Here is a 25,759-nt window from a genome sequence, read left to right on the forward strand (position 1 = left end):
GATTGCGGTGCGTGTTGTGCATCATCAGTCTTTGATCGCGCCCAGCGCAAGGCCGGACTGCCAATACCGCTGAAGACTCAGGAACGCGATGACCAGCGGAATGATCGTCAGCAGCGACGCAGTGATGACCAGATTCTGAATCAACTCTCCGTTTCCGGCGGTCGAACCGAGCTTGTTCCACTGGTTGATGCCGATGGTGAGCGGATACCAGGCCGGATCCTTGAGCATGATCAGCGGCAGGAAGTAGTTGTTCCAGATCGAGACGAACGAGAAGAGCAGCACGGTGACGGTGGCCGGTGCGAGCAGGGGAAAGGCGATCTGCCTGAAGATCCGGAACTCTCCCGCGCCGTCGATGCGTGCGGCCTCGATGAGGCCGTCGGGCACCGCCTGAGCCGTGAACACCCACATGAGATACAGCCCGAAGGGGTTGATGAACGATGGGATGAGGATGGCCCACGGGGTGTTCGTGATGCCGAGCTGCGCGAACAGCAGGAACTGCGGGATCGCGAGCGCGATGCCCGGCACGGAGATGGAGCCCAGCACGACGAGGAGGAAGACCCGCTTGCCGATGAAGTCGTGCTTGGCGAGAGCGTAGCCACCCAGGGCCGCGAGGAACGTCGAGACGAGCGCGCCCACCACGACGTAGAGCACGGTGTTCAGCAGCCAACGAGCGAAGATGCCCTCTTGAAAGGTGAAGACCTGCACCACGTTGTCCCACAACGCGAAACCATCGCCGAAGGCGAGTCCGAACGACGAGACGAAATCCTGCTGCGACTTGGTGGCGTTGATCACGAGCCAGACCATCGGAAGCAGGCAGTACAGGGCGAAGAGCCCGGTCAGCAGGGTGAGCGTCGTGCTCTTGCGCGGGTTCGAGAGCGTGTAGAGCTTCTTCGGACGGGCGAGAGTGCTACTTGTTGAGGACATTCTTCATTCCCTTGATCTGCACGACGTACGCGATGGCGATGGTGAAGAGCGCCATGACGATGGCCAAGGCCGCGGCGTACCCCTGTTGCGAACCCGTGAACGCGAGGTTGTAGGCGTACAGATTCGGCGTGTAGTACGAGGTGATGCCGCTGTTCGAGACGAGGGTCGCCAGGATATTGGGCTCGTTGAACAGCTGGAACGTTCCGATGATCGAGAAGATGACGGTGACGACCAGAGAGCCTCGAAGCGCCGGGAGCTTGATGTAGCGCACGATGTGGAACTCGTTCGCGCCGTCGATCGCGGCGGCCTCGTACAACTCGCGCGGAACCGCTCGCAGCGCCGCGTAGAAGATCAGCATGTTGTAGCCGGTGAAGCCCCACGTGACCATGACACCGATCGAGATCATCGTCGTCTCGGGTGCGAACGGATCGAACGACGTGCCGGCGGCCTCGTTCAGGCTGCCGATGAGGCCGTAGCGGATGCCGAGCATGAAGCCCCACATGAGCGTGGACACGATCGCGGGAATCGCGTACGGCAGGAAGACGATGACCCGGAAGAACTTGGTGCCGTGCAGTCGAAGCGAGTCGATGGCGAGGGCCAGAGCGATCGCGCTGAGAAGCATGATCGGCACCTGGATCGCCGTGAAGACCACGACTCGGATCGCACCGTCGTAGAACTGGGGATCGTTGAACAGCTTGATGTAGTTGTCGAGGCCGACGAAGGCGTTTCCGCCGATGAGCTTGTTCTGGAACAGGCTGATGTAGGCCGAATAGCCGATCGGAATGATGAGGACGAAGAGGAACAGCACGGCGAAGGGCGCGATGAAGAGCAGGCCGACCTTGGGGCGTGTGCGAACCCTGAGGGCGTTCGTTGTGGTCGACGACATCTACTCGACCGTGAAGCCCTGTTCGTTGCCGTACTCGATGCTGCGCTGCTTCCAGGTCTCCAGCACATCGGCGAGCGTGCCCTTGCCGCTGTTGTACAGCGGCGCCGAGACGTCTTCGTAGCTGGTGCGCGCCCATCCGAAGAACGGCGGGTACTGCCAGCCCGTGGCCACGTTCTTCGAGGACTCGGCCAACACCTCGTTGTACTTCTGGTCGCCGAAGAACTCGTTCGTCGTGGCGAGGAACTCCTCGTCGTCGAGGTTCGAGAGCTTGGGCACGAAGGCGCCCGCATCGATTCGCGGCTGCAGCCCGTCGCCATGCGTGAAGTACTCGAGGAAGGCGTAGGCGGCCTCCTTGTTCTTCGCATCGGCCGGAATCGCCATCGCGCTTCCGCCGTTCTCCGAGCCCGACGCCTCACCGGCCTCCCACTGGGGAAGCGGCGCGATGCGGAAGTCGCCCGCGGCATCCGGAGCACGCTCGGGCAGGGTCGAGGTGAACCAGCTGCCGATGATCTGCGTGGCGATGGTGCCCTCGTTCAGGCCGCGGTTCCAGTCGTCAGACCATCCGCTGACCTTGGTGTTGACCAGGTCTTCGTCGAGCATTTTCTGCCAGTACTCGACCGCGCGGGTGGTTCCGGCGTCGGTGAAGTCGATCGTCACGTTCGAACCGTCGACGGTGAAGGGCCGTCCGCCGCCTTCCCAGATCAACGACAGCAGCAGGAAGATGTCTGCCGAATCGTTGGTGATGTAGTGATCCCCGCCCAACGCGCGAACCTTCTTGGCAGCCTCGTAGAACTCGTCCCAGGTGGCGGGCGGCGCCGTCACTCCGGCCTCGGCGAGGACGGCCTGGTTGTAGAACAGGGCCGCAGGGCCGTAGTCCGACGGGAGGGCGTAGGGCTTGCCGTCGATCGTGACGTTGCCCCACGCTGCATCGACGTAGTCGGAAGCGATGTCCTCTGCTCCGAACTGGGAGAGATCGGTGAGCTTGCCGGGGATCGCGAAGAGCGGCAGGGAGAAGTATTCGAACATGGCGATGTCGGGCACGCCCGATCCCGCCTGGATCGCGTTGTCGAGAGCTGTGTATTCGTCGGTCGACGATCCCGCATTGATGACATCGACGGTGATGTTCGGGTAGAGCTTCTCGAAGCCGGGCACGGCCTCTTTCACTGTGCCGTCCCAGCTCCAGACCTTCAGCGTGATCGGTTTGTCGGTGGGAACGCCGGCGCTGGAGGGAGCGTCGCTGCTCCCCGTGCATCCGGTGAGAGCGACCAGAGTGGCGACCGTCGCGACCGCGGCGGCAAGAATTCTCTTTTTCACTGCATACTCCTTTTTGTTGGGTGTGTGATGCGCTCAGTGCATGGCGAGCGCGGTCCACGAGACGGGCGGCAGGCTGATGCTGACCCTGCCGTCGTGCAGTCGCGCGGTGGTGTTCGTCTGGGGAATCACGCGGTCGGGGTGCGAGAGCGTGTTCGCGGCGTGAACGTCGTCGTCGAAGAGGCTCTCCACGCTGTCGAGGCTTCCGACGCCGAGCCGATCAACGTCGATCTGCACCGTCACGGTCTCGCTCAGACTGCGGTTGACGAGGAACACCGACGTGGCGCCCGACGCTTCGTCGTGGGTCGCGACCGCGTCGACCATCTGTACGTCGCCGAAAGCATCCGTGGGTGTGGTGGGCGAATCGAGCCTGACTCGAAGAGCATCTCCCTTCGCCAGTCGAGAGGTGATGGCGAAGGGGTAGAACGTGGTCTGTCGCCAGGCCGGCCCGCCCGGCTCGGTCATGATCGGTGCGATCACGTTCACGAGTTGGGCGAGGCTCGCGGCCGCCACGCGATCGGCGTGACGGAGGAGAGAGATCAGGAGTCCCCCGAACACGACGGCGTCCATGACCGTGTAGGAGTCTTCGAGCAGGCTGGGCGCCTGGGGCCACGCCTCGGCATCGGTGATCTTCTCGACGTCGTTGTAGCGCGACTGATACCAGACGTTCCATTCGTCGAACGAGACGTTCATCGTCTTCTCGCTGCGTCGCAGCGCCTTCACATGGTCGGCGGTGGCGACCACGGAGTCGATGAACCTGTCCATGTCGACGGCGGAGGCGAGAAAACTCGCGACGTCGCCGTTCACCGGTTCGTAGTACGCGTGGCACGAGATGTAGTCGACCTCGTCGTAGGTCTTCTCGAGAACGATCCGCTCCCACTCGCCGAATGTCGGCATCCCCGCGCCCGAGCTGCCGCAGACCACGAGCTCGAGCGTCGCGTCGACCTGACGCATGGCGCGAGCCGTCTTGGCGGCCAGCTGCGCGTACTCGATCGCCGTCGAATGCCCCAACTGCCAGGGGCCGTCCATCTCGTTTCCGAGACACCAGATCCGGATGCCGTGGGGTTCGGGAGATCCGTTGGCGATGCGCTGGTTCGACAGTGCGGTTCCGGAGCGGATGTTGGCGTACTCCAGAACGTCGAGCGCCTCCTGGACTCCCCGGGTGCCGAGGTTCACCGCGTACATCAGCTCGCTCCCGACCAGGTCGAGCCAGCGAGCGAATTCGTCGAGGCCGATCTCGTTGCTCTCGGTCGAGTGCCAGGCGAGGTCAAGCCGGCTCGGCCTCGATTCACGAGGCCCGACGCCGTCCTCCCATCGGTAGCCCGAGACGAAGTTGCCGCCGGGGTACCGAACCGTCGACACCCCGAGTTCACGGACGAGATCGACGACGTCTTGACGAAAGCCGTCTCTGTTCGCCGTCGGGTGGCCCGGCTCGTAGATTCCGTCGTAGACGCATCGCCCCAGATGCTCGACGAAGGAGCCGAAGAGACGGCGGTTGACGGGGCCGACGAACGAGGCCGGATCGAGGTCGAGGTGGGCTTGCAGCATGAAGTCTCCGTCGGGAAGGGCATCAGAGTGCGCTCGACCTCGTGAGAAATCGTGCACAACACCGTGCAGGTACATCGTTGTACCTAGATAGTAGGAGGGCGATCTGCGAACGTCAAGGACGAGCCGACATCTCTCTGTCGAGTAGCGGAAGCTATGGTTTACGAGCGGCCCACTCGGCGTTGCCGCAGAGCGGGAGGCATCCGGCGTGAGTACCGTTCCCACCATTCACGACGTCGCCCGCGCGGCCGGTGTCTCGATCAAGACCGTCTCCAATGTGTTGAACGACAATCCCAAAGTCGGTCCGGAGACGCGGGCCAGAATTCGACAGCTCATCGACGAACTCGGCTACCGCCCCAACCTCTCCGCCCGGGGGCTCCGGTCGGGCAAGACAAGCGTCATCGCCCTCGCCGTGCCGTCGCTTCGCGAGAACTACTTCGCAGAACTCGCGGACTCGGTCATCCGGGCCGCCGCCCGACGAGGGTTGCGCGTCGTGATCGAGCAGACAAACGGCGATCGCGAACTCGAGATCGAAGCCCTCTCGGGCGGCGAACTGCGCTTCATCGACGGGTTGCTCTTCAGCCCCGCTCAGCTCGGCCAGAAAGACGTCGATCTGCTCGCCACCCGGGGGCCGGTCGTCCTGCTCGGCGAACGCATCTTCGGCGGCCCCACCGATCACGTCACTATGCACAACAGCTCCTCGTCGCGCGCCGCGGTCGAGCATCTCCTGAGTCTCGGTAGAACCCGGATCGCGTTGATCGGCGCCCCCGTCGAGTCGGAGGACAACGCCAGCTCGGCGAGCCTCCGCGAGCAGGGCTACCTCCGGGCGCTCGACGACGCGAACATCCCGCACGACGGTCAGCTGATCGTGCGAGAGGCCCACTGGGGCCGCGAGAGCGGGGCGGCCGCGATCCGCTTGCTGCGGCGGAGCGGGGTGGAGTTCGACGCGGTCTTCGCCCTGAACGACACGCTCGCCCTCGGCGCACTCCGGGCACTCGGCGAGGCAGGGCTTCGCGTTCCCGACGACGTCGCGGTCATCGGATTCGACAACATCGACGAAGGGCGCTTCTCGTCGCCCTCACTGACCACGGTGGATCCCGGCCGCCTCGAGATCGCCGAAACGGCCGTCGATCTGCTGGTCGAGCGCATCCAGGAGAAGGGCGACCGGATGCCCGCGAGAACCATCAAGGCGGGCTTCAGTATCGTCGCGCGGGAATCCACGGGATTCCCAGACGCCAGCGCAAGCGATACGGCTCTCGACGCCTGAGCCGAGCCGATCCGGCCCTCGCGGTTCGTAGCCGCAGGACAGTCTCTTTCGCGACTCTCCTTGCAAGATCGCCGATGACTCTGTTATCGTCGAACCGGTTCGAGTCGAACCGGTTCGAAACATAGTCAATGGAGACCTCATGGCAACAATCGGAGACGTAGCCCGCGTCGCAGGCGTATCGCGCAGCACAGCGTCGTACGCACTGTCGGGCAAGCGATCCATCTCCGCAGAGGTGCGCCAGAAGGTCGAACAGGCGGTTCTCAGCCTCGACTACACCCCGAATGCCGGCGCTCGAGCCCTCGCCACATCGCAGACGAAGGTCATCGGTCTACTGGCCCGGTTCCTCGAAGACGAGTTCGCGCCGGCCATGCTGCAGTACATCCTCGGCGTCACCAACCGGGCCCGCGAGCGCGGGTACGACACGCTGCTGCTGACCGACGAAGACGGCGTCTCGGCCCTGCGGCGCATCTCCGATTCGCGCATGGTCGACGGCTTCATCCTGCTGAACGTCGCCGAGAACGACGACCGCCTCGGCATCCTCCGTGCAGCCGCGCAACCCGGGTCGCTGGTCGGGCTGCCGGGAGACCCGAGCGGCATCGACGTGTTCGACCTCGACTTCGTGGCGGCGGGTCGCCTCATGGTGGAGACACTGCACGAGCTGGGCCACCGCACCATGATTCTGGTCTCTCAGCCCGAGCACGTGCTCGAGCGTGGCGGCGCCTATGTGTCGCGCCTCGCCAATGCGGCGCAGGATCGGGCTCGAGAGCTCGGTGTCGAACTGCATCACCACTTCGCCCCCTCCAGCCAACCGCAGATCGGGTTGGAGCTCGCGCGACTGCTCGACGCCCATCCGAGCGCCACAGGCCTACTGCTGAACAATGAGGCTGCCGCGGCGGCCCTCCCGAGCGTGCTGCAGTCGCGAGGGCTGTCTGCCCCGGCAGACATCTCGGTCATCGGCCGCTACTCAGACGACTTCGCGCGCACCTTCTCGCTTCCCTACACAGCCATCGACAGCGCGGCAGATGAACTCGGTCGTCGTGCTGTCGAACGCCTCGTCTCCCGCATCGAAAGCACGTCCGATGCGGTGTCACCGATCGTCGATCTGATCACACCACGGATCGATGATCGCGGCAGTACCGCGGTACCGCCGACCCGTCACTGAAAAACACACCAAGAGGTCCGGTATGCCGGACACGTTCAAGGAGGAACACATGTTGAGCACCACGCTGCGAAAGCCGCTCGCCATCGCGGTCACCGTCGTCGCACTCGGAGCCCTCGCGGGCTGCTCGAGCTCGGGCGACGCCGGGTCGACCGACGCGGCCGGAGGAACCTACACCTGGTGGGATCCGTACCCCCAGCACGAGGAGGGCTCCGACTGGGCCAAGCGCGTGCAAGCATGCGGAACGGACGCCGGAGTCACCATTCAGCGCACCGCCTACGACACCACGTCGTTGACGAACCAGGCCCTGCTGTCGGCCCAGGAGGGCACCTCGCCCGACGTGATCCTGCTCGACAACCCCGCCGTCTCCACTCTCGCCGACACCGGCATGCTGACCACGACCGACGAGCTCGGATTGGACACCTCGAAGGTCGACGCCAACCTCCTGGCCGCGGGCGAGCTCGACAGCGCGGACTACGGCGTACCGGTCGGCGCCAACACTCTCGCGCTGTACTACAACGCCGACATCTTGACCGCTGCCGGGGTCGACCCGGCAAGCATCACGAGCTGGGCGTCGTTGACCGACGCGCTCTCGAAGGTGACCGCCGCGGGCAAGAAGGGCATCACCTTCGCGGGGATCAATACCGAAGAAGGTTCCTTCCAGTTCCTGCCCTGGTTCTGGGGCGCCGGAGCGGATCTGACGAAGCTCGATTCGCCCGAAGCCGTCAGCGCTCTGACGCTGTGGACGGACTGGGTCAACAAGGGCTACGCACCGCAGTCGGTGATCGGCAACTCGCAGAACACCAGCTGGGAGGAGTTCCTCACCGGTGACTTCGCCTTTGCCGAGAACGGCACCTGGCAGGTCAACAGCGCCGCCGAGCAGCCCTTCAAGACCGGCGTGATCGAGCTGCCCGCCGTCGACTCCGGCATCGCTCCTGCTCCGACCGGAGGCGAGTTCATCACCGCTCCGGTGCAGAAGGACACTGCCCGGTACGAGACCACGAAGAAGATCGTCGACTGCATGACGACTCCCGAGGGCTTCGTCGAGACGGCGAACACCTTCGCGTACTACATCCCGCCGACAACTGACGGCCAGGACCAGCTGCTCGAACAGCACCCGGAACTCGACACCTGGGTGTCGGCCGTCAAGGCCGCGAAGGGTCGCACCAGCGACAACCTGGGCACGAACTACCCGCTGATCTCCGAGCAGCTGTGGACGGCAGTGCAGAGCTCACTCTCGGGAGCCTCCTCGCCGAAGGACGCACTGGAAGCTGCTCAGAAGGCAGCCGCCTCGGCAACCGAAGGCAAGTAATCCATCGCCGGGGGCGGGCTCTTGGCCTGCCCCCGGAATCCCCGACGAAGGACACATGATGACGATCAATGCGGCGCCGGCTGTGCGGCCGGCCCCAAGCCCCGGGCTCGACACCCCACGCCCCGAGCGGCGCAAGCGCGGCGGGCTCGACGGCTCTCGATGGGTCGCCGCCGCTTTCGCGGCCCCGCTGCTCGTCTACCTGCTCGCGTTCTACGCGTACCCGCTGATCCGCAGTATCGACCTCAGCATCCACGACTACACCGTGCGCGCCTTCGTTCAGGGCAATGCCGAATTCGTCGGTCTGAAGAACTACATCGACGTCATCTCGTCGCCCCTGTTCGGTCAGGCGGCCTGGAACACGGTGGTGTTCGTCTTCGGATCGCTGATCTTCCAGTACGTCTTCGGCCTCGCCCTGGCGGTGTTCTTCCGCGGCAACTTCCGTCTGAGCGGGCTTCTCAGAGCCCTGTTCCTGGTGCCGTGGCTGCTGCCGCTGATCGTCTCGGGCTCGGCCTGGGCCTGGATGCTGAACAGCGACAATGGCATCGTCAACTCGTTCTTGCAGGCTTTCGGAATCGGCCAGATCAACTGGCTCACCTCACCCGATACGTCGCTGCTCGCGGTGGTCATCGCCAACATCTGGCTGGGCATTCCGTTCAACCTCGTCATCCTCTACTCGGGCCTGCAGAACATCTCGGCCGACCTCTACGAGGCCGCTGCGCTCGACGGAGCAGGACCGTGGCGCCAGTTCTGGAGCATCACCTTTCCTCTGCTTCGCCCCGTCTCGGCGATCACGCTGCTGCTCGGCCTCGTCTACACGCTGAAGGTGGTCGACATCATCTGGATCATGACGAGTGGAGGCCCCGCGAACTCCACCACGACACTCGCGATCTGGTCGTACCGAGAAGCTTTCGGTACCGGCCAGCCCGATCTCTCCCCCGCTGCCGCCGTCGGCAACATCCTCATCGTCATCGCGCTCATCTTCGGGTTCATCTACCTGAGAATGCAGCGACGTCAGGAGCAATCATGACCGCCCGCCGCCCCTGGTGGAAGACCGCTCTCGGAGTCGTCTTCACCGCCCTGATGCTGTTCCCGGTCTACTGGATGGTCAACGTGTCGTTCACGAAGACCGCCGACCTCCGGCTCAGCCCTCCTCACGTCTTCCCCCTCGACCCGACCCTCGACGGTTACGCCGAGGTGCTGCGTCAGCAGCTCCCGAACCTCGGCACGAGCCTCCTCATCGGCCTGGGCACCGTGGCGCTGACGGTCGTCATCGCGGCTCCGGCCGCGTACGCGATCTCACTGTTGAATCTGCGCGGAGGCCGCACCCTCAACTTCGTGCTTCTGGTCGCGCAGATGATTCCCGGCGTGGTCATGGCCATGGGTTTCTATGCGATCTACGTGCGGCTCGGCATGCTCAACAGCGTGTGGGGGCTGATCCTCGCCGACTCGACGGTCGCTGTGCCGTTCGGCGTGCTTCTGTTCACGGCATTCATGAGCGGCCTGCCGCGCGAATTGCTGCAGGCGGCTCGCATAGACGGCGCGAACGCCTGGCGCACCTTCACCTCGGTCGTGATGCCGCTGAGTCGCAACTCCGCGATCACGGTGGCCCTGTTCGCGTTCCTGTGGGCATGGTCGGACTTCGTGTTCGCCTCGACGCTCGCGCGCAATTCGGCGCTGAAACCGGTGACCCTCGGCATCTACTCGTACATCGGCAACAACACCACGCAGTGGAACGCCATCATGGCCACCGCCGTCGTCGCCTCCATCCCAGCCGCGATTCTGCTCGTCGTGGCCCAGCGCTACGTCGCGGCGGGCGTGACCGCCGGCGCAGTGAAGGACTGAACTCGTGACCATATCCACTGCACCACAGCAGGTCGCCCGCACGATGCGGATGTCAGCTCCGGTCGTGCCTGCCGACTCCGTCCACCAGGGCGTCGGCGTCGCCGAGGTGAGTCTCGACCCGTCGGGTTTCTGGGGCAGCCGGCAGAGCGTGAATGCCGCCGCCACGCTGACTCATTGCCTCGACTGGATGGAGCGCCTGGGCTGGATCGAGAACTTCGATCGCGTCGCCCGAGGCGAGACCACGACCGAACGACCCGGCTGGCAGTTCTCCGATTCGGAGATCTACAAGCTCCTGGAGGCCATGGCGTGGGAGCTTGGCAGGCGCCCCGACGAGACGTTGGCAGCAGCCTTCGAGGCGTTGGTCGACAGAATCGGCGCGGCCCAAGACGACGACGGCTATCTGAACACGGCTCACGGGCATCCGGGCCTGCCACCACGCTATTCCGACCTTGCGATGGGTCACGAACTGTACAACACGGGCCATCTGCTGCAGGCGGGCGTCGCGCGGTTGCGCACGGGGTACGACGACCGTCTCGTGCAGATCGCGCGCCGCGCGGCCGACCAGGTCTGTGAGGAATTCGGGGCGAACGGCCGCGCTGATATCTGCGGTCACCCCGAAATCGAGGTGGCGCTCGTCGAGGCGGGGCGCGCATTCGGCGAGCGTCGCTATCTCGAGCAGGCACGCCTGTTCATCGAGCGACGCGGCCACGGCACGCTCCCGGTGCGCCCGCTTCTCTCGGCGGAGTATTTCCAGGACGACGTTCCGGTGCGAGAGGCCACCGTCCTTCGCGGGCACGCGGTCAGAGCCCTCTACCTCTCGGCCGGCGCCTTCGATGTGGCCGTCGACACCGGCGATCACGGCCTGGCCGACGCGGTCACCGCGCAGTGGAAGAACACGGTCGCCCGCCGCACCTATCTGACGGGCGGCATGGGCTCACGGCATCAGGACGAGGGTTTCGGCGACGACTGGGAGCTGCCGGCCGATCGCGCCTACTGCGAGACCTGCGCGGGCGTCGCCTCGGTCATGCTCGCCTGGCGGTTGTATCTGGCTACGGGCGACGTCCGCTACCCGGACCTCATCGAGCGCACCCTCTTCAACGTCGTGGCCACCTCGCCGAGCGAAGACGGCCGGTCTTTCTTCTACGCCAATTCGCTGCAGCTGCGCGAGCCTGGTGCGAGCGCGAGCGACGGAGTCAACAACAGGGCGGAAGGCGGTATGCGGGCACCGTGGTTCGACGTCTCGTGCTGCCCCACCAACGTCGCCCGCACCGTGGCGTCGCTGGGGGCGTACGTCGCGTCTGCCGACGACGAGGGCGTCTCGGTGCTGCAGTACGCGGCCGGCGCGATCCGTGTCGGAGGATTCGTGCTGCAGGTCGAGACCCGCTATCCCGATGAGTCGACCGTGCGTGTTCGCGTCGTCGCCGCGCCCGAGTCCGAGTCGCGCCTGCGCCTGCGCATCCCAGGCTGGGCAGACGACGCCACGCTGAGTCTCAACGGCGAAGACGCGACCCCTGTCGCGCCCGGCTGGGCCGACATCCGGCGTTCGTTCGAACCGGATGACGAGGTCGTGCTCGAGCTGCCGCTCGCTCCGCGTCTGACCTGGCCCGACTCCCGCATCGACGCCGTTCGGGGCACGGTGGCCGTGGAGCGGGGCCCGCTGGTGCTGTGCCTCGAATCGGTGGATCTGCCCTCGGGCACGCACATCGAAGAGGTGCAACTCGACCCGGATTCCACACTATCGGCCCACGCCGACGGCGCACGGGTGCACGGCGTCGCCGCGGCCACGACCGACTCCGGCATCCTGCCGTTCGGCACGACCAAGCCCGTCTCCTCAGACCCGAGGCCCATCGAGCTCACGCTCGTGCCGTACCACCGATGGGCAGAGCGTGGCCCGGCCACCATGCGCATCTTCATCCCCGTGACAAGCTGACAAGGCCCGCGGCCCACACCTGCCAGCCACCACCTAGGAGAACACCCGTGACAGCGCCCTCGTCTGCACCCTTCGACATCCGCGAGATCCCCTTCAGCCGCAGGGGATCGTGGCTCGATATCTCGCCCGTGGTGGCGCTGCATACCGTGCGCGACAAGCTGCACCTGGTCTCGCACCAGACCGGCATGCACGCCATCTTCGTCTTCGAGCCGCTGCAGCACGGCCGCCCCGTCGACGCGGTCGTGGATGCGACACCCACGACACTGCGCTGGTCGACGCCCGACGGCGAGGTCGAGGCGGTCTTCGAGAACGACAGCGTGCTGAGGGTGCGCGGACGGTCGGCGCAGCTGAGGATCGCCGACGCGACACCGGAGTTGACCCCCTTCACCGGCACCTACCTCTTCACCGATCCGATCGACGAGGCGGCCGTCTTCACCTCCTACGAGACGGGCCGGCGCTACCGCATCACCGCCCTCTCCGGCGCCCTGTCGATCACCGGGTCCGAGGCGCTGGGCGCCGGTGAGCGTTCGGTAGACACGACCGGTGACGAGTGGGAGATCGCCATCGAGGAGTTCGACGCGGCTCGAGCGCCGTACCGGGCGCCCGGTTCATTCGACGACGCCGCAGCAGCGGTTGCCGCGGAGTTCGATCACTACGTCGAGAGCATCGCGTCGTGGCGGAGCGAGCGCACGCCCGGCGTCTCGGCGGCCTGCTACGTACTGTGGTCGGCGACCGTCTCTCCGAGCGGCTTCCTCGAGCGGGAGTCGATCTTCATGTCGAAGCACTGGATGGACAAGGTGTGGAGCTGGGATCACTGCTTCAATGCTCTTGCGCTCGCACCCGGACTCCCCCGGGAAGCGCTCGACCAGTTCTCGATCGTCTTCGATTTTCAGGACACGAGCGGCGCACTCCCCGACTCCGTCACCCACTCGGAGGTGCTCTACAACTTCGTCAAGCCGCCCATCCACGGGTGGGCCTTCCGTAAGATCCGAGCCACCCTCGAGGCCCCCCTGGAGCTGCGGGCCCTCACCGACATCTACGACTCGCTCGTGCGCTGGACTCGGTTCTGGCTCGATCGCCGACGGGTCGCCGGCCACGTGCTGCCGCATTACCAGCACGGCAACGACAGTGGATGGGACAACTCGACGACCTTCGACCACGACCGAGTGATCGAAGCTCCCGATCTCGCGGCCTTCCTGCTGGTGCAGCTCGAGGTGCTCGCCGAGCTGGCGAACGAACTGGGTCGCGACAGCGAGGCCGCCTCTTGGGCCGATGAGGCGAATGCGGTACACAGCGCCCTCCTCGACCTCTGGACCGGCGATGCCTTCGTGGCGAGGGCGCCGGTGAGTGGTCGTCTGAGCAAGACGAGTTCGCTCCTCAACACGCTGCCGATCGTGGCCGCCGCGCACCTGCCCGAGAACATCATCAAGGGGCTGTCGGAGCGAATCTCCGAGCATGTCACCGACTTCGGCCCAGCGACTCAGCTGGTCGACAGCGACGAGTACGAGGCGGACGGCTACTGGCGCGGGCCGATCTGGGCGCCGTCGACGGCGATCATCGAAGACGGTCTGCGAAGAGGCGGCCAGACCGCCCTCGCCGATCTCATCAGCGATCGCTTCCGACGTCTCTGCGAGAGGTCAGGCTTCGCCGAGAACTTCGACGCTCTGACCGGTGAGGGCCTGCGCGACCGCGCGTACACGTGGACGGCGAGTTGCTACCTCACCTTCGCCCGCGAAGCCGAAGAGCGCCACACGCGGGTGGACGTCGACGACGCTAGCCTGACCGCGCCGTAGACAGGCGCGTGATCAATCGCGTTTCGAGTTCCATGCGGATGGCCGAGCCGTTCGATGGCCGGGATGCGGCGGCGCGATCGGTTTCGCGGAGCATCCGGAAGGCCGCGGCGCCCATCTCGACGATCGGCTGCTGAACGGTCGTCATGGGCGGCGTCGCCCACGCGGACTCCTGGATATCGTCGAAGCCGACCACGCTCACCTCTTTGGGTATCGACAGAGCGGCATCACGGGCCGCGTCGTAGACGCCCAGCGCCATGAAGTCGGAGCAGGCGAAGATGGCCGAAGGCGTCGTCTCGCCCGACGAGAGCATTGCTGAAGCAATACGGTGTGCCTGCTCCCGATCCCAGTCGCCATAGGCGAGCCACTCCTCGGGAATAGTGACCCCCTGCTCCCGGAGTGCCGTGATGAAGCCGTCGATTCGCGCACTGCTCGACAGCTCTGTGCGCCGGCCCCCGACGACCCCGATCCGTGTGTGCCCCAGCTCGAGGAGGTGCTCCGCGGCCAGGCGCCCGCCATCCCAGTTCGTCGCCCCGATGCTGCCGACGTCTGCGGGGGGCCGGCTGATCGGGTCGATGACCACGACGGGGATGTTCCCGGTAGTCAGCATGTTCAGCTGGGCCGCGGTCGTGTCGACGAGAACGATGATCGCCCCCAGCGACGGTCTTCTCAGCAGGCGGCGCATCCAGTCGTCGTCGGAACGGGCGACGGTGAGGACGACATCGATCCCGTCGGCGGCGGCCGCGGCCTCGACACCCTCCAGGACCCGACTGATCCAGCTGCCTTCGACGTGCTTGACGACGACATCGATGAGCGGAACTGCCGGTCGTCTCTCGTCGCCGACTCGGGCTCGCGTCTTGCGTCTGTATCCCAGCTCCTGAGCGGAAGCCATCACGCGGCGGCGCGTCGCCTCCGATACATCGGTTCCCCCGTTCAGCACTTTCGAGACGGTGGGCACGCTGATCCCCGCGAGCGCGGCGATCTGCGCGAGGGTCGGTGCGCGCGGCGGGTCGATCGGTGTCGGCATGACACGACTCTACAGAAGTTGCGCAAGTTTTTGGGCGATATACACTCAGCGAAGGGCTTGTCTCGGTCACCAGCCTGAGTGAGAATAGATGCCGAACGACGCGAACACGAACTTAATTTGCGCAACTTCTGCTCGCCTCCACCGCGCGCGACCCAGCACCTCAAGGACGATGATGACTGACACACAACAGACCGCTCCGGAGAAGAGAGCGCTCGTGGTGCGCGGAGGATGGGATGGACACCAGCCCGTCGAGGCCACCGAGTTGTTCCTTCCTTTTCTCGAAGCGAACGGCTTCGAGGTGCGGGTCGAGGAGTCTCCGGCCGTCTATACCGACGCCTCGTACCTGTCGGGCGTCGACCTCATCGTGCAGTCGAACACCATGTCGTCGATCGAGGCGGCCGAGTTCGAGGGGCTGCGAGCCGCGGTCGAAGCCGGCACGGGCTTCGCTGGCTGGCACGGCGGAATCGCGGACTCCTACCGCAACAACTCTGACTACCTCCAAATGGTCGGCGGTCAGTTCGCCTCGCACCCCGGCAAGCACCCGAGCGAACGCACGGGTGAGCAATCCGACAACTACGTTCCCCACACGATCGAGATGACCGCGGCCGCGGCGACTCACCCGATCACCGCCGGCATCGGAGACTTCGAACTGGTGACCGAGCAGTACTGGGTTCTGCACGACGACTACAACGACGTGCTGGCCACCACCACGCAGGCCGCGCGGGAGTGGGATCCCTGGAATCGGCCCATCACGTCGCCCGCCATCTGGACCAGAAACTGGGGCGCCGGGCGCATCTTCGTCTCCACGCCGGGCCACCGGGTGGAGATCCTGCAGGATCCCAACGTCAAGACCATCATCGAAAGGGGCCTCCTGTGGGCATCCCGCTGACCGTCGGCATCATCGGCGTCGGAAAGATCAGCGAGCAGTACCTCGCGAACCTCCCCAGCTTCCCTAGCCTCCGCCTCGTGGCCGTCGCCGACCTCAACGAGGTCAGGGCCCGAGAGATCGCCGAACAACACGGCGTGCGCGCGTTGACGGTCGACGAACTTCTCGACGACGCCGAGGTCGATGCCGTCTTGAACCTCACCATTCCGGCCGCCCACGTCGAGATCGGAACCCGCGCCCTTCACGCCGGCAAGCACGTCTTCGCAGAGAAGCCTCTGGGGTTGAACGCAGCGGAGGCGGCACCCATGCTCGATCTCGCCGAAGAACTCGGTCTCAGATTCGGCAGCGCGCCCGACACGGTCCTCGGCACAGGCATCCAGACAGCCCGTCGCGCCATCGACTCGGGGCTGATCGGCGAGCCGATCGCCGCACAGGTCTTCTGGTCGTCACCCGGCCACGAAGCGTGGCATCCGGCCCCGGCCTTCTACTACCAGGAGGGCGGCGGACCCCTGCTCGACATGGGCCCGTACTACCTCACCTCGCTCGTTCACTTCTTCGGACCGGTCGTACGGGTCAGCGGCCTGACCAGCCGTTCGAACCGGATGCGCACGGTCGGCTCGGGCGCGCTGGAGGGCACCGAGATCCCCGTCTCGGTCGACACCCACGTGACGGCACTGCTGGAGCACGCCGGAGGGGTCTCGTCGACCGTCACCGTCAGCTTCGAGATCTGGAAGACCCGTTCTCCGCTGTTCGAGGTCTACGGCACGGCGGGCACCCTCGCCGTTCCCGATCCGAATCAGTTCTCCGAGCCAGTGGAGTTCGCCTCCCAGGAGACCCGGGAGTGGGAGCACCTCCCCGACTCCGCCGGCTACATCGCCACGGGCCGCGGCATCGGCCTCGCCGACCTCGCCGAGGCGATCGAGCGTGACCTGCCACACCGCGCGTCGGGCAGACTCGCGCTGCACGTGCTCGAGATCATGGATGCCATTCAGCTCTCCAGTACGCGACGAGAGACCATCGCGATCGCGAGCACGGTCGAGCGGCCCCAGCCCGTTCCCCTTCGGGAGGTCGCGGAGCAGGGCTAGCCGGTCAGCGCCAGTCCGCCAGATCCCGGGCCAAGCGGGCACGCGCTCGCACCAAAAGTCCGCGCACGGTCGTGACGGGGATCATCAGCTCGCCGGCGATCTCGGTGTAGCCCCAGTGATCGAGTTGCCTGAGTTGCCAGCATCGACGCTGCAGCTCGGGCATCGACTCGAGGATCCGCCTGGCCTCGGCTGCGAGGGAGCGGCAGTGAGCCACATTCGCCGGATCATCGAGGTCGGGCACGAGGACATCGTCGTCGAGGTCGGCACGCCGTCGTGACGTCGCGGAACGAAGTCGGTCGTAGCTGCGCCGACGCACCGTCGTCACGAGCCACCCGGCGATCCTCTCGCTCTCGATGACACTCTCCGCGTGTGTCCAGGCGGCGAGAAAAGCCTCCTGCACGACGTCGTCGACGTCTGCAGTGCCGCCCAGCGTGCGGCGTGCGACCGAGCGCAGCATCGCCGAGTGGCGGTGCACGATCTGCTGGAACACCGCGTCATCCGCATTGGGTCTGCGGGTCGTGGCAATGGTGGCGAGCATCGTGACTCCAGGTGTCGAACAATATGTGTATGCATGATTCGGACCACCCGTGAGCCGAGATTGGCGCGTCCATACCCCCAAAGCGAGGGACTCTCAATTCGGACGGCATACGCGTCGGATGCAGACGCGTCAAGCAGACGTCGCGAGGTCGGCCGCACAGGAATAGGCTTGTCGATGGCCCGCCTCGCACCGCAGCGAGAGTCGCGGGCTGCGCGCCGCCGGCACTCTGGAGACCCCCTTGACCGAATCTGCTCCCGTCGATCCCACCACCACCGAGGCCTGGAAGAAGCTCGCTGCCATCGCCGATGGCTTCTCCCCCGACCTTCGCGGATGGTTCGCCGACGATTCAAGCCGAGCCGAGCGCTACACCTTCCAGGCGGCAGATCTGACCGTCGACCTCTCCAAGGGGCTCGTGACCGAAGAGATCCTGGCGCATCTGCTCCAGCTGGCGAAAGACGTCGACGTCTCGGGTCGCTACGACGCCATGATCGCGGGCGAACACATCAACGTCACCGAAGACCGCGCGGTGCTGCACACCGCCCTCCGTCGCCCGAAAGACGGGGAGGGCCTTGTTCCCCCGAAGGGCTTCGTCGTCGACGGCCAGGACATCGACGCCGATGTGCACGCGACTCTCGACAAGGTCTACGCGTTCGCCGACAAGGTCCGCGCAGGCGAGTGGACCGGCGTCACCGGCAAGCGCATCGAGACCGTCGTCAACATCGGTATCGGCGGCTCCGATCTGGGCCCCGTCATGGTCTACGAGGCGTTGAAGCCCTACGTGCAGGCCGGCATCGAGGCACGCTTCGTCTCGAACATCGACCCCAACGACGTCTACGAGAAGACGGTCGGCCTCGATCCTGAGACGACGCTCTTCATCGTCGCATCGAAGACCTTCGGCACCCTCGAGACGCTCACGAATGCCCGACTCGCTCGCGAATGGCTGTGGGCCGAGCTGAGCGCCGCCGGAGTTCTCGACGACACCGACGAAGCGCGCAAGGGCGCCGTCGCCAAGCACTTCGTCGCGGTGTCGACAGCCCTCGACAAGGTCGAGGCGTTCGGTATCGACCCTCAGAACGCGTTCGGGTTCTGGGACTGGGTGGGCGGCCGGTACTCGGTCGACTCCGCCATCGGCACCTCCGTCGTGATCGCTATCGGGCCAGACAACTGGCGCGAGTTCCTCGCCGGATTCCACGCTGTCGACGAGCACATGCGCACCACCGAACTCGAAAGCAACGTGCCGGTTCTGATGGGCCTGCTCAACGTCTGGTACACGAACTTCCTCGGCGCGCAGAGCCACGCGGTTCTTCCGTACGCCCAGTATCTGCACCGCTTCGCCGCCTACCTGCAGCAGCTCACGATGGAGTCGAACGGCAAGAGCGTCCGCTGGGACGGCTCGCCCGTCACCAGCGATACCGGAGAAATCTTCTGGGGCGAACCGGGAACGAACGGTCAGCACGCGTTCTACCAGCTCATCCACCAGGGCACCCGTCTCATCCCCGCCGATTTCATCGCGGTGGCCAACCCGGCGCATCCGTTGAAAGACGCCACGGGCGATGGCGCCGGCGTCGAGCCCGGCCAAGACGTGCACACGCTGTTCATGGCCAACTTCTTCGCGCAGACGAAGGCCCTCGCCTTCGGCAAGACCGCCGACGAGGTGCGCGCCGAGGGTACGAAGGAGTCCGTCGTCCCCGCTCGCGAGTTCGCGGGAAACAAGCCGACGACATCGATCCTCGCTCCCGCGCTGACGCCGAGCGTCGTGGGCCAGCTCATCGCGCTGTACGAGCACATCGTGTTCGTCGAGGGAACCGTCTGGGGCATCGACTCGTTCGATCAGTGGGGCGTCGAGCTCGGCAAGCAGCTCGCGCTGCAGATCACGCCCGCGGTCGCCGGCGATGCCGCCGCCCTCGAGAGTCAGGACTCGTCGAGCAAGTCGCTCATCGCGAAGTACCTCGAGCTGCGCAAGTAGCCCTCGCGAGCGCAGGGGAACGACGCCATGGCCGGACGCATCGAGATCGATCTGTTCAGCACGCTCGATGGCGTGATGCAGGCGCCGGGCGGGCCCGATGAAGACCCGTCCGGCCGGTTCGCCTTCGGCGGTTGGCAGGCACCGCTGACCGATCCGGCCGTCGGCGAACAGGTGATCGACGGCATCCGGCGCATGGACGCCCTTCTGCTGGGTCGACGCACCTACGAGATCTTCGCCGCGTATTGGCCGAAGCAGCTCGACAGCCCCGGTGGCGCCGACAACGAGATCGCTGCGGCGTTCGATGCCATTCCCAAGTACGTCGCTTCACGCTCGGAGCCTGCCCTGACGTGGAACGATTCGCACCTGCTCGGGCCCGACATCGCATCCGAGATCGAGATCTTGCGCGATCGCCATCGAGAGATCCATGTGATCGGCAGCGTCGACTTCGCTCGCACCCTCGTCGCGGACTCGCTCTTCGATCAGCTGAACCTCTGGGTCTACCCGATCGTCCTCGGCTCGGGCAGACGCCTCTTTCCGGCCGACGGCCCGGCCGTGCGGCTAGAACCGGTCTCGTCCTCGACGATCTCGCCAGACGGGACACTCCTGCTGCGCTACCGACCGACGGGCGAGGTTCCCGCCACGGGCGATATGACCTGAGCCTCGTGCTCATACGAGTGGCGTGGCAGCGGCGCTGCGCGACCTCATCGAACGTGAGGCTCGTCCCGCGCAACGACGCCGCCAACTGACTGCAACGGTAGTTCGTCGGAGGCGTCCACCAGCTGGGACTTGACGCGGCGGTTCCCGAGTGATTCACACCCGTCGATCGTAGACTTCGGCGTATGAACCTCGACGATATTCCCATCACCACGACGACCGGCGAAGAGACGACGCTGGGTGCGTTCGACGGGGTCAGGTTGATCGTCAACGTGGCGAGCCGCTGCGGCCTCGCGCCGCAGTACGAGAAGCTCGAGACGCTGCAGAAGACCTACGGCGACAAGGGCTTCACGGTGCTCGGCTTCCCGAGCAACCAGTTCCTGCAAGAGCTCTCCACCGACGAGGCGATCCAGGAATACTGCTCGATGACATGGGGAGTCACCTTCCCGATCTTCGAGAAGATCAGAGTCAACGGCCGCAACGCGCATCCGCTCTACAAAGAACTCACCAAGACGCCCGATGTCAACGGCAAGACCGGCCGCATCAGCTGGAACTTCGAGAAGTTCATCGTGACCCCCGACGGCGCGGTGCACCGCTTCAGCCCTCGCACCGAGCCCGACGACCCCGCCATCCTCGAGGTCATCGAGAAGTCGCTGCCCGCCGCGACCGAGTAGGAATTCGCCGCCTGGGGGGTCACTGCTCGCCGCGGCGAACTTAGGCTTGAGGCATGGGCAGTCCCACGGAACCTCGTGATTCGCGGCTGAATGTCGCTCGCTACCAGGTCGACAAGTTGACCCCGGAGAACGAACGCGACGATGCGAGCGATGCCGGCCAGCCGACGATGGAGCAACGGGCGCAGATCGTCGAGATCTCGATCCAACAGGCCATGCGGCGGGGCGATTTCGACAACCTGCCCGGGGCGGGAAAACCGCTCTCCGGCCTGCAGAACGCCTACGACCCGAACTGGTGGATCAGGCAGAAGATCGAACGCGAACGCCTCACCGGCCTGGGACCGCCCGCGCTGACCCTGCGCACCGAGGACGCCCAGCTCGACGACCGACTCGACGCCGCACCCTCGGAGGAGGCGGTCCGAAGCATGCTGACCGACTTCAACGCGCGCATCATCGAGGCGCGTCGCCAGTTGCAGGGTGGGCCGCCCGTCGTGACCGTTCCGCGCGATGTCGATGCCGAGGTGCAGCGTTGGCGTGAGCGACGGGATGCGCGATATCGGCAGTACGCGGAGGAACGGGAGCGTGAGGAAGCCGCCTACCGGGCGATGGGATGGCGTGAACGCCGTCGCGCACGCCGCTCACGACGCTGAGATGGCCGCGTGGCTCCGACAGGATCTTCACGGATCGGACGATTTAGGCTGACCTTAGCCATGGGTCGCACCACGTGCAACCCCATTGCACCCGAAGCAATGCGCGAACGAAAGTAGTCTAATGAGAGAGCTTCACTATGGGGGCGGAACCCTTGTCGTCGGCCGCGAGGTCTGCACGGCAGTATTCGATTACGCCCTGGCGTTGGCACGAATGGGGAGGTCTGACCTCATCACCGTGCCGATCCTGGTGAACGGTCAGATCGACGAATCGAACATCCTGCTGGGACCGACCACGCAGATCTACTGCACGCCCGCAACGCAGACGGCCGAGGCGCTCGACGACTCGGCGAAGATCGCCGAACTGCGCGAGCGCATCGCTTCGCTGCACCGACCGATCACCGCGGTGTCTGGCGACTCCACGGTGTACCCGGACTTCGAACTCGAATACTGATCACACCCGCGCTACAGTTCTGGTCATGTCGATCGAACCGCGCGGCCCCTCATCGGTGACGGAGAATCGTCCTGGCTGAGCAGACTCCCGGCGACCTCGCACGCCTCGTCACGTTCAGCGACGCGGTCGTCGCGATCGCCGCGACCCTGCTCGTATTGCCCCTCGCCGAGAACGCCACTCGAGGAGACTCGCCCACACTGGGCGACATCATCGCCGAGAGCGGCGGTCAGATTCTGCTGGTGCTGCTGGGCTTCTTCGTGATCTGCCGATTCTGGCTCAACCACCACGACATCATGCGCAACCTCGTCACGTTCGACCCACCGCTGTTCTGGGTCAACGCCGTGTGGATGGTGTCCATCGTTCTGCTGCCCTTCACGACGAGCCTGATCGGCACATCCAACAGCAGCGACCCGGCCACCACGGGTCTCTACATCGGCAACATGCTCGTCACCTGTCTGGCCGCGTTGGCGATGCAATGGCACGTCACGCGCACCCCGTCTCTGCAGACCTCCGAGAGCAGAGGCACGGCACGACTGACCGGTGGGGTCGTCGCGGCTATCGCGCTCGCCGTCGCCCTCGGTCTCGCCATCCTCGTCCCGTCTATCGGGCCATGGGCTCTTCTGCTTCTCGCCGTCGACGGGTTCGTCACCAAGGCCCTGCGGCGCAGAACAGAGAAGCCGGGCTCACCGCGAAGAAGATCGCGATGAACCCGGCCGATATGCTGCCGAGAGTCAGTCGTTAGGCGACCGACTGCTCCCTGCGGGGAAGCTTCCATCCGGGTCGCACGTAGTGGCACGTGTACCCGTTGGGGTACTTCTCCAGGTAATCCTGGTGCTCTTCCTCGGCCTCCCAGAAGTCGCCGGCCGGCTCGACCTCGGTGACGACCTTCGCGGGCCACAGGCCGGATGCGTCGACATCGGCGATCGTGTCGAGTGCGACCTGCTTCTGCTCGTCAGACGTGTAGAAGATGGCCGAACGGTAGCTCTCGCCCACGTCATTGCCCTGTCGGTTCTTGGTCGACGGGTCGTGGATCTGGAAGAAGAACTCGAGCAGATCGCGGAAGCTGATCTGCGACGGATCGAACACGATCTCGAGGGCCTCCGCATGCGAGCCGTGATTGCGGTAGGTGGCGTTGGGGGTGTCTCCGCCGGAGTACCCGGTGCGTGTGGAGATGACTCCCGCGCGCTTGCGGATCAAATCCTGGACGCCCCAGAAGCATCCGCCGGCCAGAATGGCGGTTTCAGTGGTCGTGGTCATCGTGAGATCTCCTCGGTGCTTGTGGATGCGGTGGGTGTGGATGTGGTGAACAGGCTGCGGTAATCACCGTAGCCCTCCTTCTCGAGGTCTGCCTCTGCGACGAAACGAAGCGACGCGGAGTTGATGCAGTAGCGCAGTCCCCCGGCCTCGGTCGGGCCGTCGTCGAAGACGTGGCCGAGGTGGCTGTCGCCATGAGCGGAGCGCACCTCGGTGCGCACCATTCCGAAGGCCTTGTCGGTCTTGATGACGATGTTGTCGGGATCGACCGGAACGGTGAAGCTCGGCCAGCCCGATCTGCTGTCGTACTTGTCGGTCGACGCGAACAGCGGCTCTCCCGAAACGACGTCGACGTACAGGCCGGCGTCTTTCTTGTCCCAGAACTCGTTTCGGAAGGCGGGCTCTGTTGCATCGTCCTGGGTGACGCGGCGCTGCTGTCGCGTGAGACGGGCTATCGCCTCGGGGCTCTTGAGGTACTGGGCTGACACTGTTGTCTCCTTGTGTGTGCGCGGCTGGCTGCCGCGGTTATGAGGTAGAACCAGCGTGACTCGTTGGATGTTCCGGGGTCGGCAAACACTCAGGAATCGTAGGCTGCGGTCTGAGCGGCCCGGCGGAGGAGGAGATCCTCGCTCTCTGTCCACCGGGCGATCACGGTGTCGGCGCGCGAACGATCCCGGTCTGCAAGCGAGTGGAGGAGCGGACGGATCACGTCGCGAGCGAGTGCGAGACCGAGCTCGTCGACACCACTCGATCGGAGGAAACCCTCGAGCCTCGTCAGATCAGTCACGACGAGCACGTCGAGATGGCTCTGAAGCAGAATCACCGCGGCGAGCCGCCGCTCGTAGACGTCGACCTCCCAGAGCAGGGAGCTCAGGGCCGTGATCTCGTCGTGCGTGAGATCGGGAAAGCGGCGCAGGGTGTCGCGGAGGGTCGCTCGGATCGCCCCGACGGATGCGCCGTAGTAGGCGGTGCCTTCGCCGAACATCGCGCGGTGCTCTTCGGCACGACGCCACGATGACTCGTACTGCAGCGCCTCGTCGACGAGGTCGCAGGCCTCGCGGATGCGCGGCGCCGCCACTACTCGCTCTCGGCGACCAGGGTGCCCATCACGTCGAAGAACGCGTTGTAGCCGATCACGGTCTGCTCGAGCTGACCCTCATCGAAGCCCGGAGACTCCTGCGTCATGGTCATCTCGGTGCCGTCGCCGACCGGCGTGAGATCGACCGTGATCACGCCGCGCGCGTCGAGAGCGGGATTATCTGTGATGGTCATGACGAGTTGATTGGGAGCATCCACCTCGAGGTATTCGCCGACCCAGCTGATCGACGTGTCGTCAGGCAGCTTCATGACCGCGCTCCACGAACCGCCCGGGCGGACATCCATCGACAGCGTATCGGAGGGCACGTCCACACCGTCGGTGCCGAACCACACCGCGAACTTCTCGGGATCGGTCCACGCGTCGAAGACGGCCTGGGGAGTCGCGTCGAATGTCCTGGTGATGCTGAGCTGTGCCATCGTGATACTCCTCGTCGCTGCTGGTCTGCAGTGGACACTACCCGCTTCGCCCAGGAGGTGTCACTGCGCGGGCCGGCGCCTCCGGATCGCGATCTACCGAGGCCGGTTCGATCGGAGCATCCGTCTTCTCACTGCGCACGAAGCCGATGCCCACCAGGATCAGGGCGCCACCGAGAAGTTGGGGCAGAGTCAGCTGCTCTCCGAGCAGCAGCCAGGCGTAGAACGTGGCCGCCACCACCTCGAGCAGGCCGACGAACGAGGCGAGTCTCGACCCGAGCATCTGGGTGGCGGTGATGCTCGTCGCGTAGGCGACCGCGGTCGAGACGACCCCGACGAGCAGCAATGGGAGCCACCATGGCGCCGCCGAGCCGAAGAAAGCGACGTCGTCGAACGTGACGGTGAACGGAACGAGACCCGTGAGGCCGACGGCGCCCAGTGCGAGGCCACCGATCACGAGGCCTGCAGCCGCGAGGGCGACCGGCGGGAGCCCGTCGTCGGGTCGCGCCGCGACGACGTAGTAAACGGCGCATCCCACCATTGCTGCGACGGCGAGCGCCAACCCGAGCACATCGAGACTCGCGGTGCCGCCCGGAGACACGACCATGACCAGGCCGACGAGCGCGACGACCGAGCCTATGAGAACGACGGCCTTGGGCATCCGGCGGGTGCGCGCCCAGGCGAAGGCGACGAGCAGCAGCGGCGCCATGTACTCGATGAGGATGCCCGTGCCCACGGGGATGCGCTGGATGGCGGCGAAGTAGAGAAGCTGGGTTCCCGCGACACCGATGAGCGCCATGGCGAGCACCCGGCCCCGCGAGCGCCACAGCGCCGACCATCGGCCGCGCAGGGTCAGGATGGCGACGGGCGCCAGCACGACGCCGCCGACCAGCGCGCGTACGGTGACCGCCGCTGCGGGGCTCCAACCGGATTCGAGCAGGGGCTTCACGAGGGCGCCAGAGGTGCCGAACGTGGCCGCGGCGATGACGGCGATGACCAGACCTGCCGAGGTCGACGACCGTTGCATGCGATTCCCTTTCACCCTGCCGTTGAGATGCTCTGATCCAGACGCTAGTCTCAGAATGAGTAAGGAGTCAAT

General features: G+C 65.6%; 26 protein-coding genes. 15 read left to right on the plus strand and 11 right to left on the minus strand.

Annotated features, from left to right (window positions below):
- Window positions 1–24: 24 nt before the first annotated feature.
- Genes ASE64_RS03215 through arfA form a run of 4 tightly spaced genes read right to left on the minus strand, consistent with a single transcriptional unit; the run spans window position 25 to window position 4,669 of the window.
- A complete protein-coding gene (locus ASE64_RS03215) occupies window positions 25–924 on the minus strand; it encodes a carbohydrate ABC transporter permease (protein ID WP_200920087.1) in 900 nt (299 codons plus the stop codon).
- Window positions 908–1,810, minus strand: coding sequence for a carbohydrate ABC transporter permease (locus ASE64_RS03220; RefSeq protein ID WP_055775792.1), 903 nt, complete (start codon window positions 1,808–1,810; stop codon window positions 908–910). Before ASE64_RS03220 ends, ASE64_RS03215 begins: the two co-directional genes overlap by 17 nt.
- Window positions 1,811–3,124 carry an ABC transporter substrate-binding protein gene (locus tag ASE64_RS03225; protein WP_055775795.1) on the minus strand — a complete coding sequence of 438 codons (1,314 nt, stop codon included), beginning with the start codon at window positions 3,122–3,124 and terminating at the stop codon, window positions 1,811–1,813.
- A gap of 33 nt (window positions 3,125–3,157) precedes the next feature.
- Window positions 3,158–4,669, minus strand: a complete 1,512-nt coding sequence (arfA, locus tag ASE64_RS03230) for an arabinosylfuranosidase ArfA (protein ID WP_055777375.1) — start codon at window positions 4,667–4,669, stop codon at window positions 3,158–3,160.
- Window positions 4,670–4,874: 205 nt separating this feature from the next.
- Between arfA and ASE64_RS03235 the strand changes: the two genes are divergently transcribed.
- The 7 genes from ASE64_RS03235 (at window position 4,875) to ASE64_RS03265 (ending at window position 13,969) form a co-directional block, all read left to right on the plus strand.
- Window positions 4,875–5,933 (plus strand): LacI family DNA-binding transcriptional regulator, encoded by a 1,059-nt coding sequence (locus tag ASE64_RS03235; RefSeq protein WP_055775798.1) that lies wholly within the window; start codon window positions 4,875–4,877, stop codon window positions 5,931–5,933.
- 139 nt (window positions 5,934–6,072) lie between these two features.
- Window positions 6,073–7,095, plus strand: coding sequence for a LacI family DNA-binding transcriptional regulator (locus tag ASE64_RS03240; RefSeq protein WP_055775801.1), 1,023 nt, complete (start codon window positions 6,073–6,075; stop codon window positions 7,093–7,095).
- A gap of 49 nt (window positions 7,096–7,144) precedes the next feature.
- A complete protein-coding gene (locus tag ASE64_RS03245; RefSeq protein ID WP_055777378.1) occupies window positions 7,145–8,404 on the plus strand; it encodes a sugar ABC transporter substrate-binding protein in 1,260 nt (419 codons plus the stop codon).
- A 55-nt stretch (window positions 8,405–8,459) separates the two neighbouring features.
- Window positions 8,460–9,431, plus strand: a complete 972-nt coding sequence (locus ASE64_RS03250; protein ID WP_200920089.1) for a carbohydrate ABC transporter permease — start codon at window positions 8,460–8,462, stop codon at window positions 9,429–9,431.
- Window positions 9,428–10,246 carry a carbohydrate ABC transporter permease gene (locus ASE64_RS03255; RefSeq protein WP_055775803.1) on the plus strand — a complete coding sequence of 273 codons (819 nt, stop codon included), beginning with the start codon at window positions 9,428–9,430 and terminating at the stop codon, window positions 10,244–10,246. Before ASE64_RS03250 ends, ASE64_RS03255 begins: the two co-directional genes overlap by 4 nt.
- 49 nt (window positions 10,247–10,295) lie before the next feature.
- Window positions 10,296–12,176 carry a glycoside hydrolase family 127 protein gene (locus ASE64_RS03260; protein ID WP_055775805.1) on the plus strand — a complete coding sequence of 627 codons (1,881 nt, stop codon included), beginning with the start codon at window positions 10,296–10,298 and terminating at the stop codon, window positions 12,174–12,176.
- A 47-nt stretch (window positions 12,177–12,223) separates the two neighbouring features.
- Window positions 12,224–13,969 (plus strand): amylo-alpha-1,6-glucosidase, encoded by a 1,746-nt coding sequence (locus ASE64_RS03265; RefSeq protein WP_055775809.1) that lies wholly within the window; start codon window positions 12,224–12,226, stop codon window positions 13,967–13,969.
- Here ASE64_RS03265 and ASE64_RS03270 read toward each other — a convergent pair.
- Entirely contained in the window at window positions 13,950–14,993 is a 1,044-nt protein-coding gene (locus tag ASE64_RS03270; protein ID WP_055775812.1) for a LacI family DNA-binding transcriptional regulator, read from the minus strand. The two genes, ASE64_RS03265 and ASE64_RS03270, sit on opposite strands and share 20 nt — an antisense overlap.
- Window positions 14,994–15,165: 172 nt before the next feature.
- Here ASE64_RS03270 and ASE64_RS03275 point away from each other — a divergent pair, with 172 nt between their 5' ends.
- Window positions 15,166–15,882, plus strand: coding sequence for a ThuA domain-containing protein (locus tag ASE64_RS03275; protein WP_055775813.1), 717 nt, complete (start codon window positions 15,166–15,168; stop codon window positions 15,880–15,882).
- On the plus strand, window positions 15,867–16,964 hold the full coding sequence (locus ASE64_RS03280; protein ID WP_055775818.1) for a Gfo/Idh/MocA family protein: 1,098 nt from the start codon (window positions 15,867–15,869) through the stop codon (window positions 16,962–16,964). The genes ASE64_RS03275 and ASE64_RS03280 overlap by 16 nt, the downstream gene beginning before the upstream one ends.
- 4 nt (window positions 16,965–16,968) lie before the next feature.
- Here ASE64_RS03280 and ASE64_RS03285 read toward each other — a convergent pair whose 3' ends face one another.
- Window positions 16,969–17,502: an RNA polymerase sigma factor gene (locus tag ASE64_RS03285; protein WP_055775821.1), complete on the minus strand. Its 534-nt coding sequence runs from the start codon at window positions 17,500–17,502 to the stop codon at window positions 16,969–16,971.
- A gap of 238 nt (window positions 17,503–17,740) precedes the next feature.
- Between ASE64_RS03285 and pgi the strand changes: the two genes are divergently transcribed.
- The 6 genes from pgi to ASE64_RS03315 all read left to right on the plus strand — a co-directional run bounded on the left by pgi (window position 17,741) and on the right by ASE64_RS03315 (window position 22,601).
- Window positions 17,741–19,468 carry a glucose-6-phosphate isomerase gene (gene pgi / locus ASE64_RS03290; protein WP_055775823.1) on the plus strand — a complete coding sequence of 576 codons (1,728 nt, stop codon included), beginning with the start codon at window positions 17,741–17,743 and terminating at the stop codon, window positions 19,466–19,468.
- 27 nt (window positions 19,469–19,495) lie between these two features.
- Complete coding sequence (locus ASE64_RS03295; RefSeq protein ID WP_055775826.1) at window positions 19,496–20,125, plus strand: dihydrofolate reductase family protein; 630 nt, start codon at window positions 19,496–19,498, stop codon at window positions 20,123–20,125.
- 182 nt (window positions 20,126–20,307) lie between these two features.
- Window positions 20,308–20,796, plus strand: coding sequence for a glutathione peroxidase (locus ASE64_RS03300; protein WP_055775828.1), 489 nt, complete (start codon window positions 20,308–20,310; stop codon window positions 20,794–20,796).
- Window positions 20,797–20,849: 53 nt separating this feature from the next.
- Window positions 20,850–21,443, plus strand: a complete 594-nt coding sequence (locus ASE64_RS03305) for a J-domain-containing protein (RefSeq protein ID WP_055775831.1) — start codon at window positions 20,850–20,852, stop codon at window positions 21,441–21,443.
- Window positions 21,444–21,564: 121 nt separating this feature from the next.
- On the plus strand, window positions 21,565–21,894 hold the full coding sequence (locus tag ASE64_RS03310) for a hypothetical protein (protein WP_055775833.1): 330 nt from the start codon (window positions 21,565–21,567) through the stop codon (window positions 21,892–21,894).
- Between the two features lie 71 nt (window positions 21,895–21,965).
- Window positions 21,966–22,601 carry a TMEM175 family protein gene (locus ASE64_RS03315; protein WP_268750565.1) on the plus strand — a complete coding sequence of 212 codons (636 nt, stop codon included), beginning with the start codon at window positions 21,966–21,968 and terminating at the stop codon, window positions 22,599–22,601.
- 31 nt (window positions 22,602–22,632) lie between these two features.
- Here ASE64_RS03315 and msrA read toward each other — a convergent pair whose 3' ends face one another.
- The 5 genes from msrA to ASE64_RS03340 form a co-directional block, all read right to left on the minus strand.
- Entirely contained in the window at window positions 22,633–23,151 is a 519-nt protein-coding gene (gene msrA, locus ASE64_RS03320) for a peptide-methionine (S)-S-oxide reductase MsrA (protein ID WP_055775839.1), read from the minus strand.
- Window positions 23,148–23,636 (minus strand): peptide-methionine (R)-S-oxide reductase MsrB, encoded by a 489-nt coding sequence (gene msrB / locus ASE64_RS03325; protein ID WP_055775841.1) that lies wholly within the window; start codon window positions 23,634–23,636, stop codon window positions 23,148–23,150. The genes msrA and msrB overlap by 4 nt, the downstream gene beginning before the upstream one ends.
- Before the next feature lie 89 nt (window positions 23,637–23,725).
- Window positions 23,726–24,226, minus strand: coding sequence for a DNA alkylation repair protein (locus tag ASE64_RS03330; RefSeq protein WP_235480478.1), 501 nt, complete (start codon window positions 24,224–24,226; stop codon window positions 23,726–23,728).
- Window positions 24,226–24,663, minus strand: a complete 438-nt coding sequence (locus ASE64_RS03335; RefSeq protein ID WP_055775845.1) for an SRPBCC family protein — start codon at window positions 24,661–24,663, stop codon at window positions 24,226–24,228. Before ASE64_RS03335 ends, ASE64_RS03330 begins: the two co-directional genes overlap by 1 nt.
- 37 nt (window positions 24,664–24,700) lie before the next feature.
- On the minus strand, window positions 24,701–25,687 hold the full coding sequence (locus ASE64_RS03340; protein WP_055777388.1) for an EamA family transporter: 987 nt from the start codon (window positions 25,685–25,687) through the stop codon (window positions 24,701–24,703).
- Window positions 25,688–25,759: the final 72 nt, after the last annotated feature.

Source organism: Agreia sp. Leaf210, assembly GCF_001421485.1.
In the GTDB taxonomy this organism is placed as follows: Bacteria; Actinomycetota; Actinomycetes; order Actinomycetales; family Microbacteriaceae; genus Agreia.

What these genes read in the sequence shown, in the direction of transcription:
- ASE64_RS03215 (WP_200920087.1), bottom strand. Translation starts at nt 924, where the DNA reads ATGTCCTCAACAAGTAGCACTCTCGCCCGTCCGAAGAAGCTCTACACG.
- ASE64_RS03220 (WP_055775792.1), bottom strand. Translation starts at nt 1,810, where the DNA reads ATGTCGTCGACCACAACGAACGCCCTCAGGGTTCGCACACGCCCCAAG.
- arfA (WP_055777375.1), bottom strand. Translation starts at nt 4,669, where the DNA reads ATGCTGCAAGCCCACCTCGACCTCGATCCGGCCTCGTTCGTCGGCCCC.
- ASE64_RS03240 (WP_055775801.1), top strand. Translation starts at nt 6,073, where the DNA reads ATGGCAACAATCGGAGACGTAGCCCGCGTCGCAGGCGTATCGCGCAGC.
- ASE64_RS03245 (WP_055777378.1), top strand. Translation starts at nt 7,145, where the DNA reads ATGTTGAGCACCACGCTGCGAAAGCCGCTCGCCATCGCGGTCACCGTC.
- ASE64_RS03250 (WP_200920089.1), top strand. Translation starts at nt 8,460, where the DNA reads ATGATGACGATCAATGCGGCGCCGGCTGTGCGGCCGGCCCCAAGCCCC.
- ASE64_RS03255 (WP_055775803.1), top strand. Translation starts at nt 9,428, where the DNA reads ATGACCGCCCGCCGCCCCTGGTGGAAGACCGCTCTCGGAGTCGTCTTC.
- ASE64_RS03260 (WP_055775805.1), top strand. Translation starts at nt 10,296, where the DNA reads ATGTCAGCTCCGGTCGTGCCTGCCGACTCCGTCCACCAGGGCGTCGGC.
- ASE64_RS03270 (WP_055775812.1), bottom strand. Translation starts at nt 14,993, where the DNA reads ATGCCGACACCGATCGACCCGCCGCGCGCACCGACCCTCGCGCAGATC.
- ASE64_RS03275 (WP_055775813.1), top strand. Translation starts at nt 15,166, where the DNA reads ATGACTGACACACAACAGACCGCTCCGGAGAAGAGAGCGCTCGTGGTG.
- ASE64_RS03285 (WP_055775821.1), bottom strand. Translation starts at nt 17,502, where the DNA reads ATGCTCGCCACCATTGCCACGACCCGCAGACCCAATGCGGATGACGCG.
- ASE64_RS03295 (WP_055775826.1), top strand. Translation starts at nt 19,496, where the DNA reads ATGGCCGGACGCATCGAGATCGATCTGTTCAGCACGCTCGATGGCGTG.
- ASE64_RS03300 (WP_055775828.1), top strand. Translation starts at nt 20,308, where the DNA reads ATGAACCTCGACGATATTCCCATCACCACGACGACCGGCGAAGAGACG.
- ASE64_RS03305 (WP_055775831.1), top strand. Translation starts at nt 20,850, where the DNA reads ATGGGCAGTCCCACGGAACCTCGTGATTCGCGGCTGAATGTCGCTCGC.
- ASE64_RS03310 (WP_055775833.1), top strand. Translation starts at nt 21,565, where the DNA reads ATGAGAGAGCTTCACTATGGGGGCGGAACCCTTGTCGTCGGCCGCGAG.
- msrA (WP_055775839.1), bottom strand. Translation starts at nt 23,151, where the DNA reads ATGACCACGACCACTGAAACCGCCATTCTGGCCGGCGGATGCTTCTGG.
- ASE64_RS03335 (WP_055775845.1), bottom strand. Translation starts at nt 24,663, where the DNA reads ATGGCACAGCTCAGCATCACCAGGACATTCGACGCGACTCCCCAGGCC.
- ASE64_RS03340 (WP_055777388.1), bottom strand. Translation starts at nt 25,687, where the DNA reads ATGCAACGGTCGTCGACCTCGGCAGGTCTGGTCATCGCCGTCATCGCC.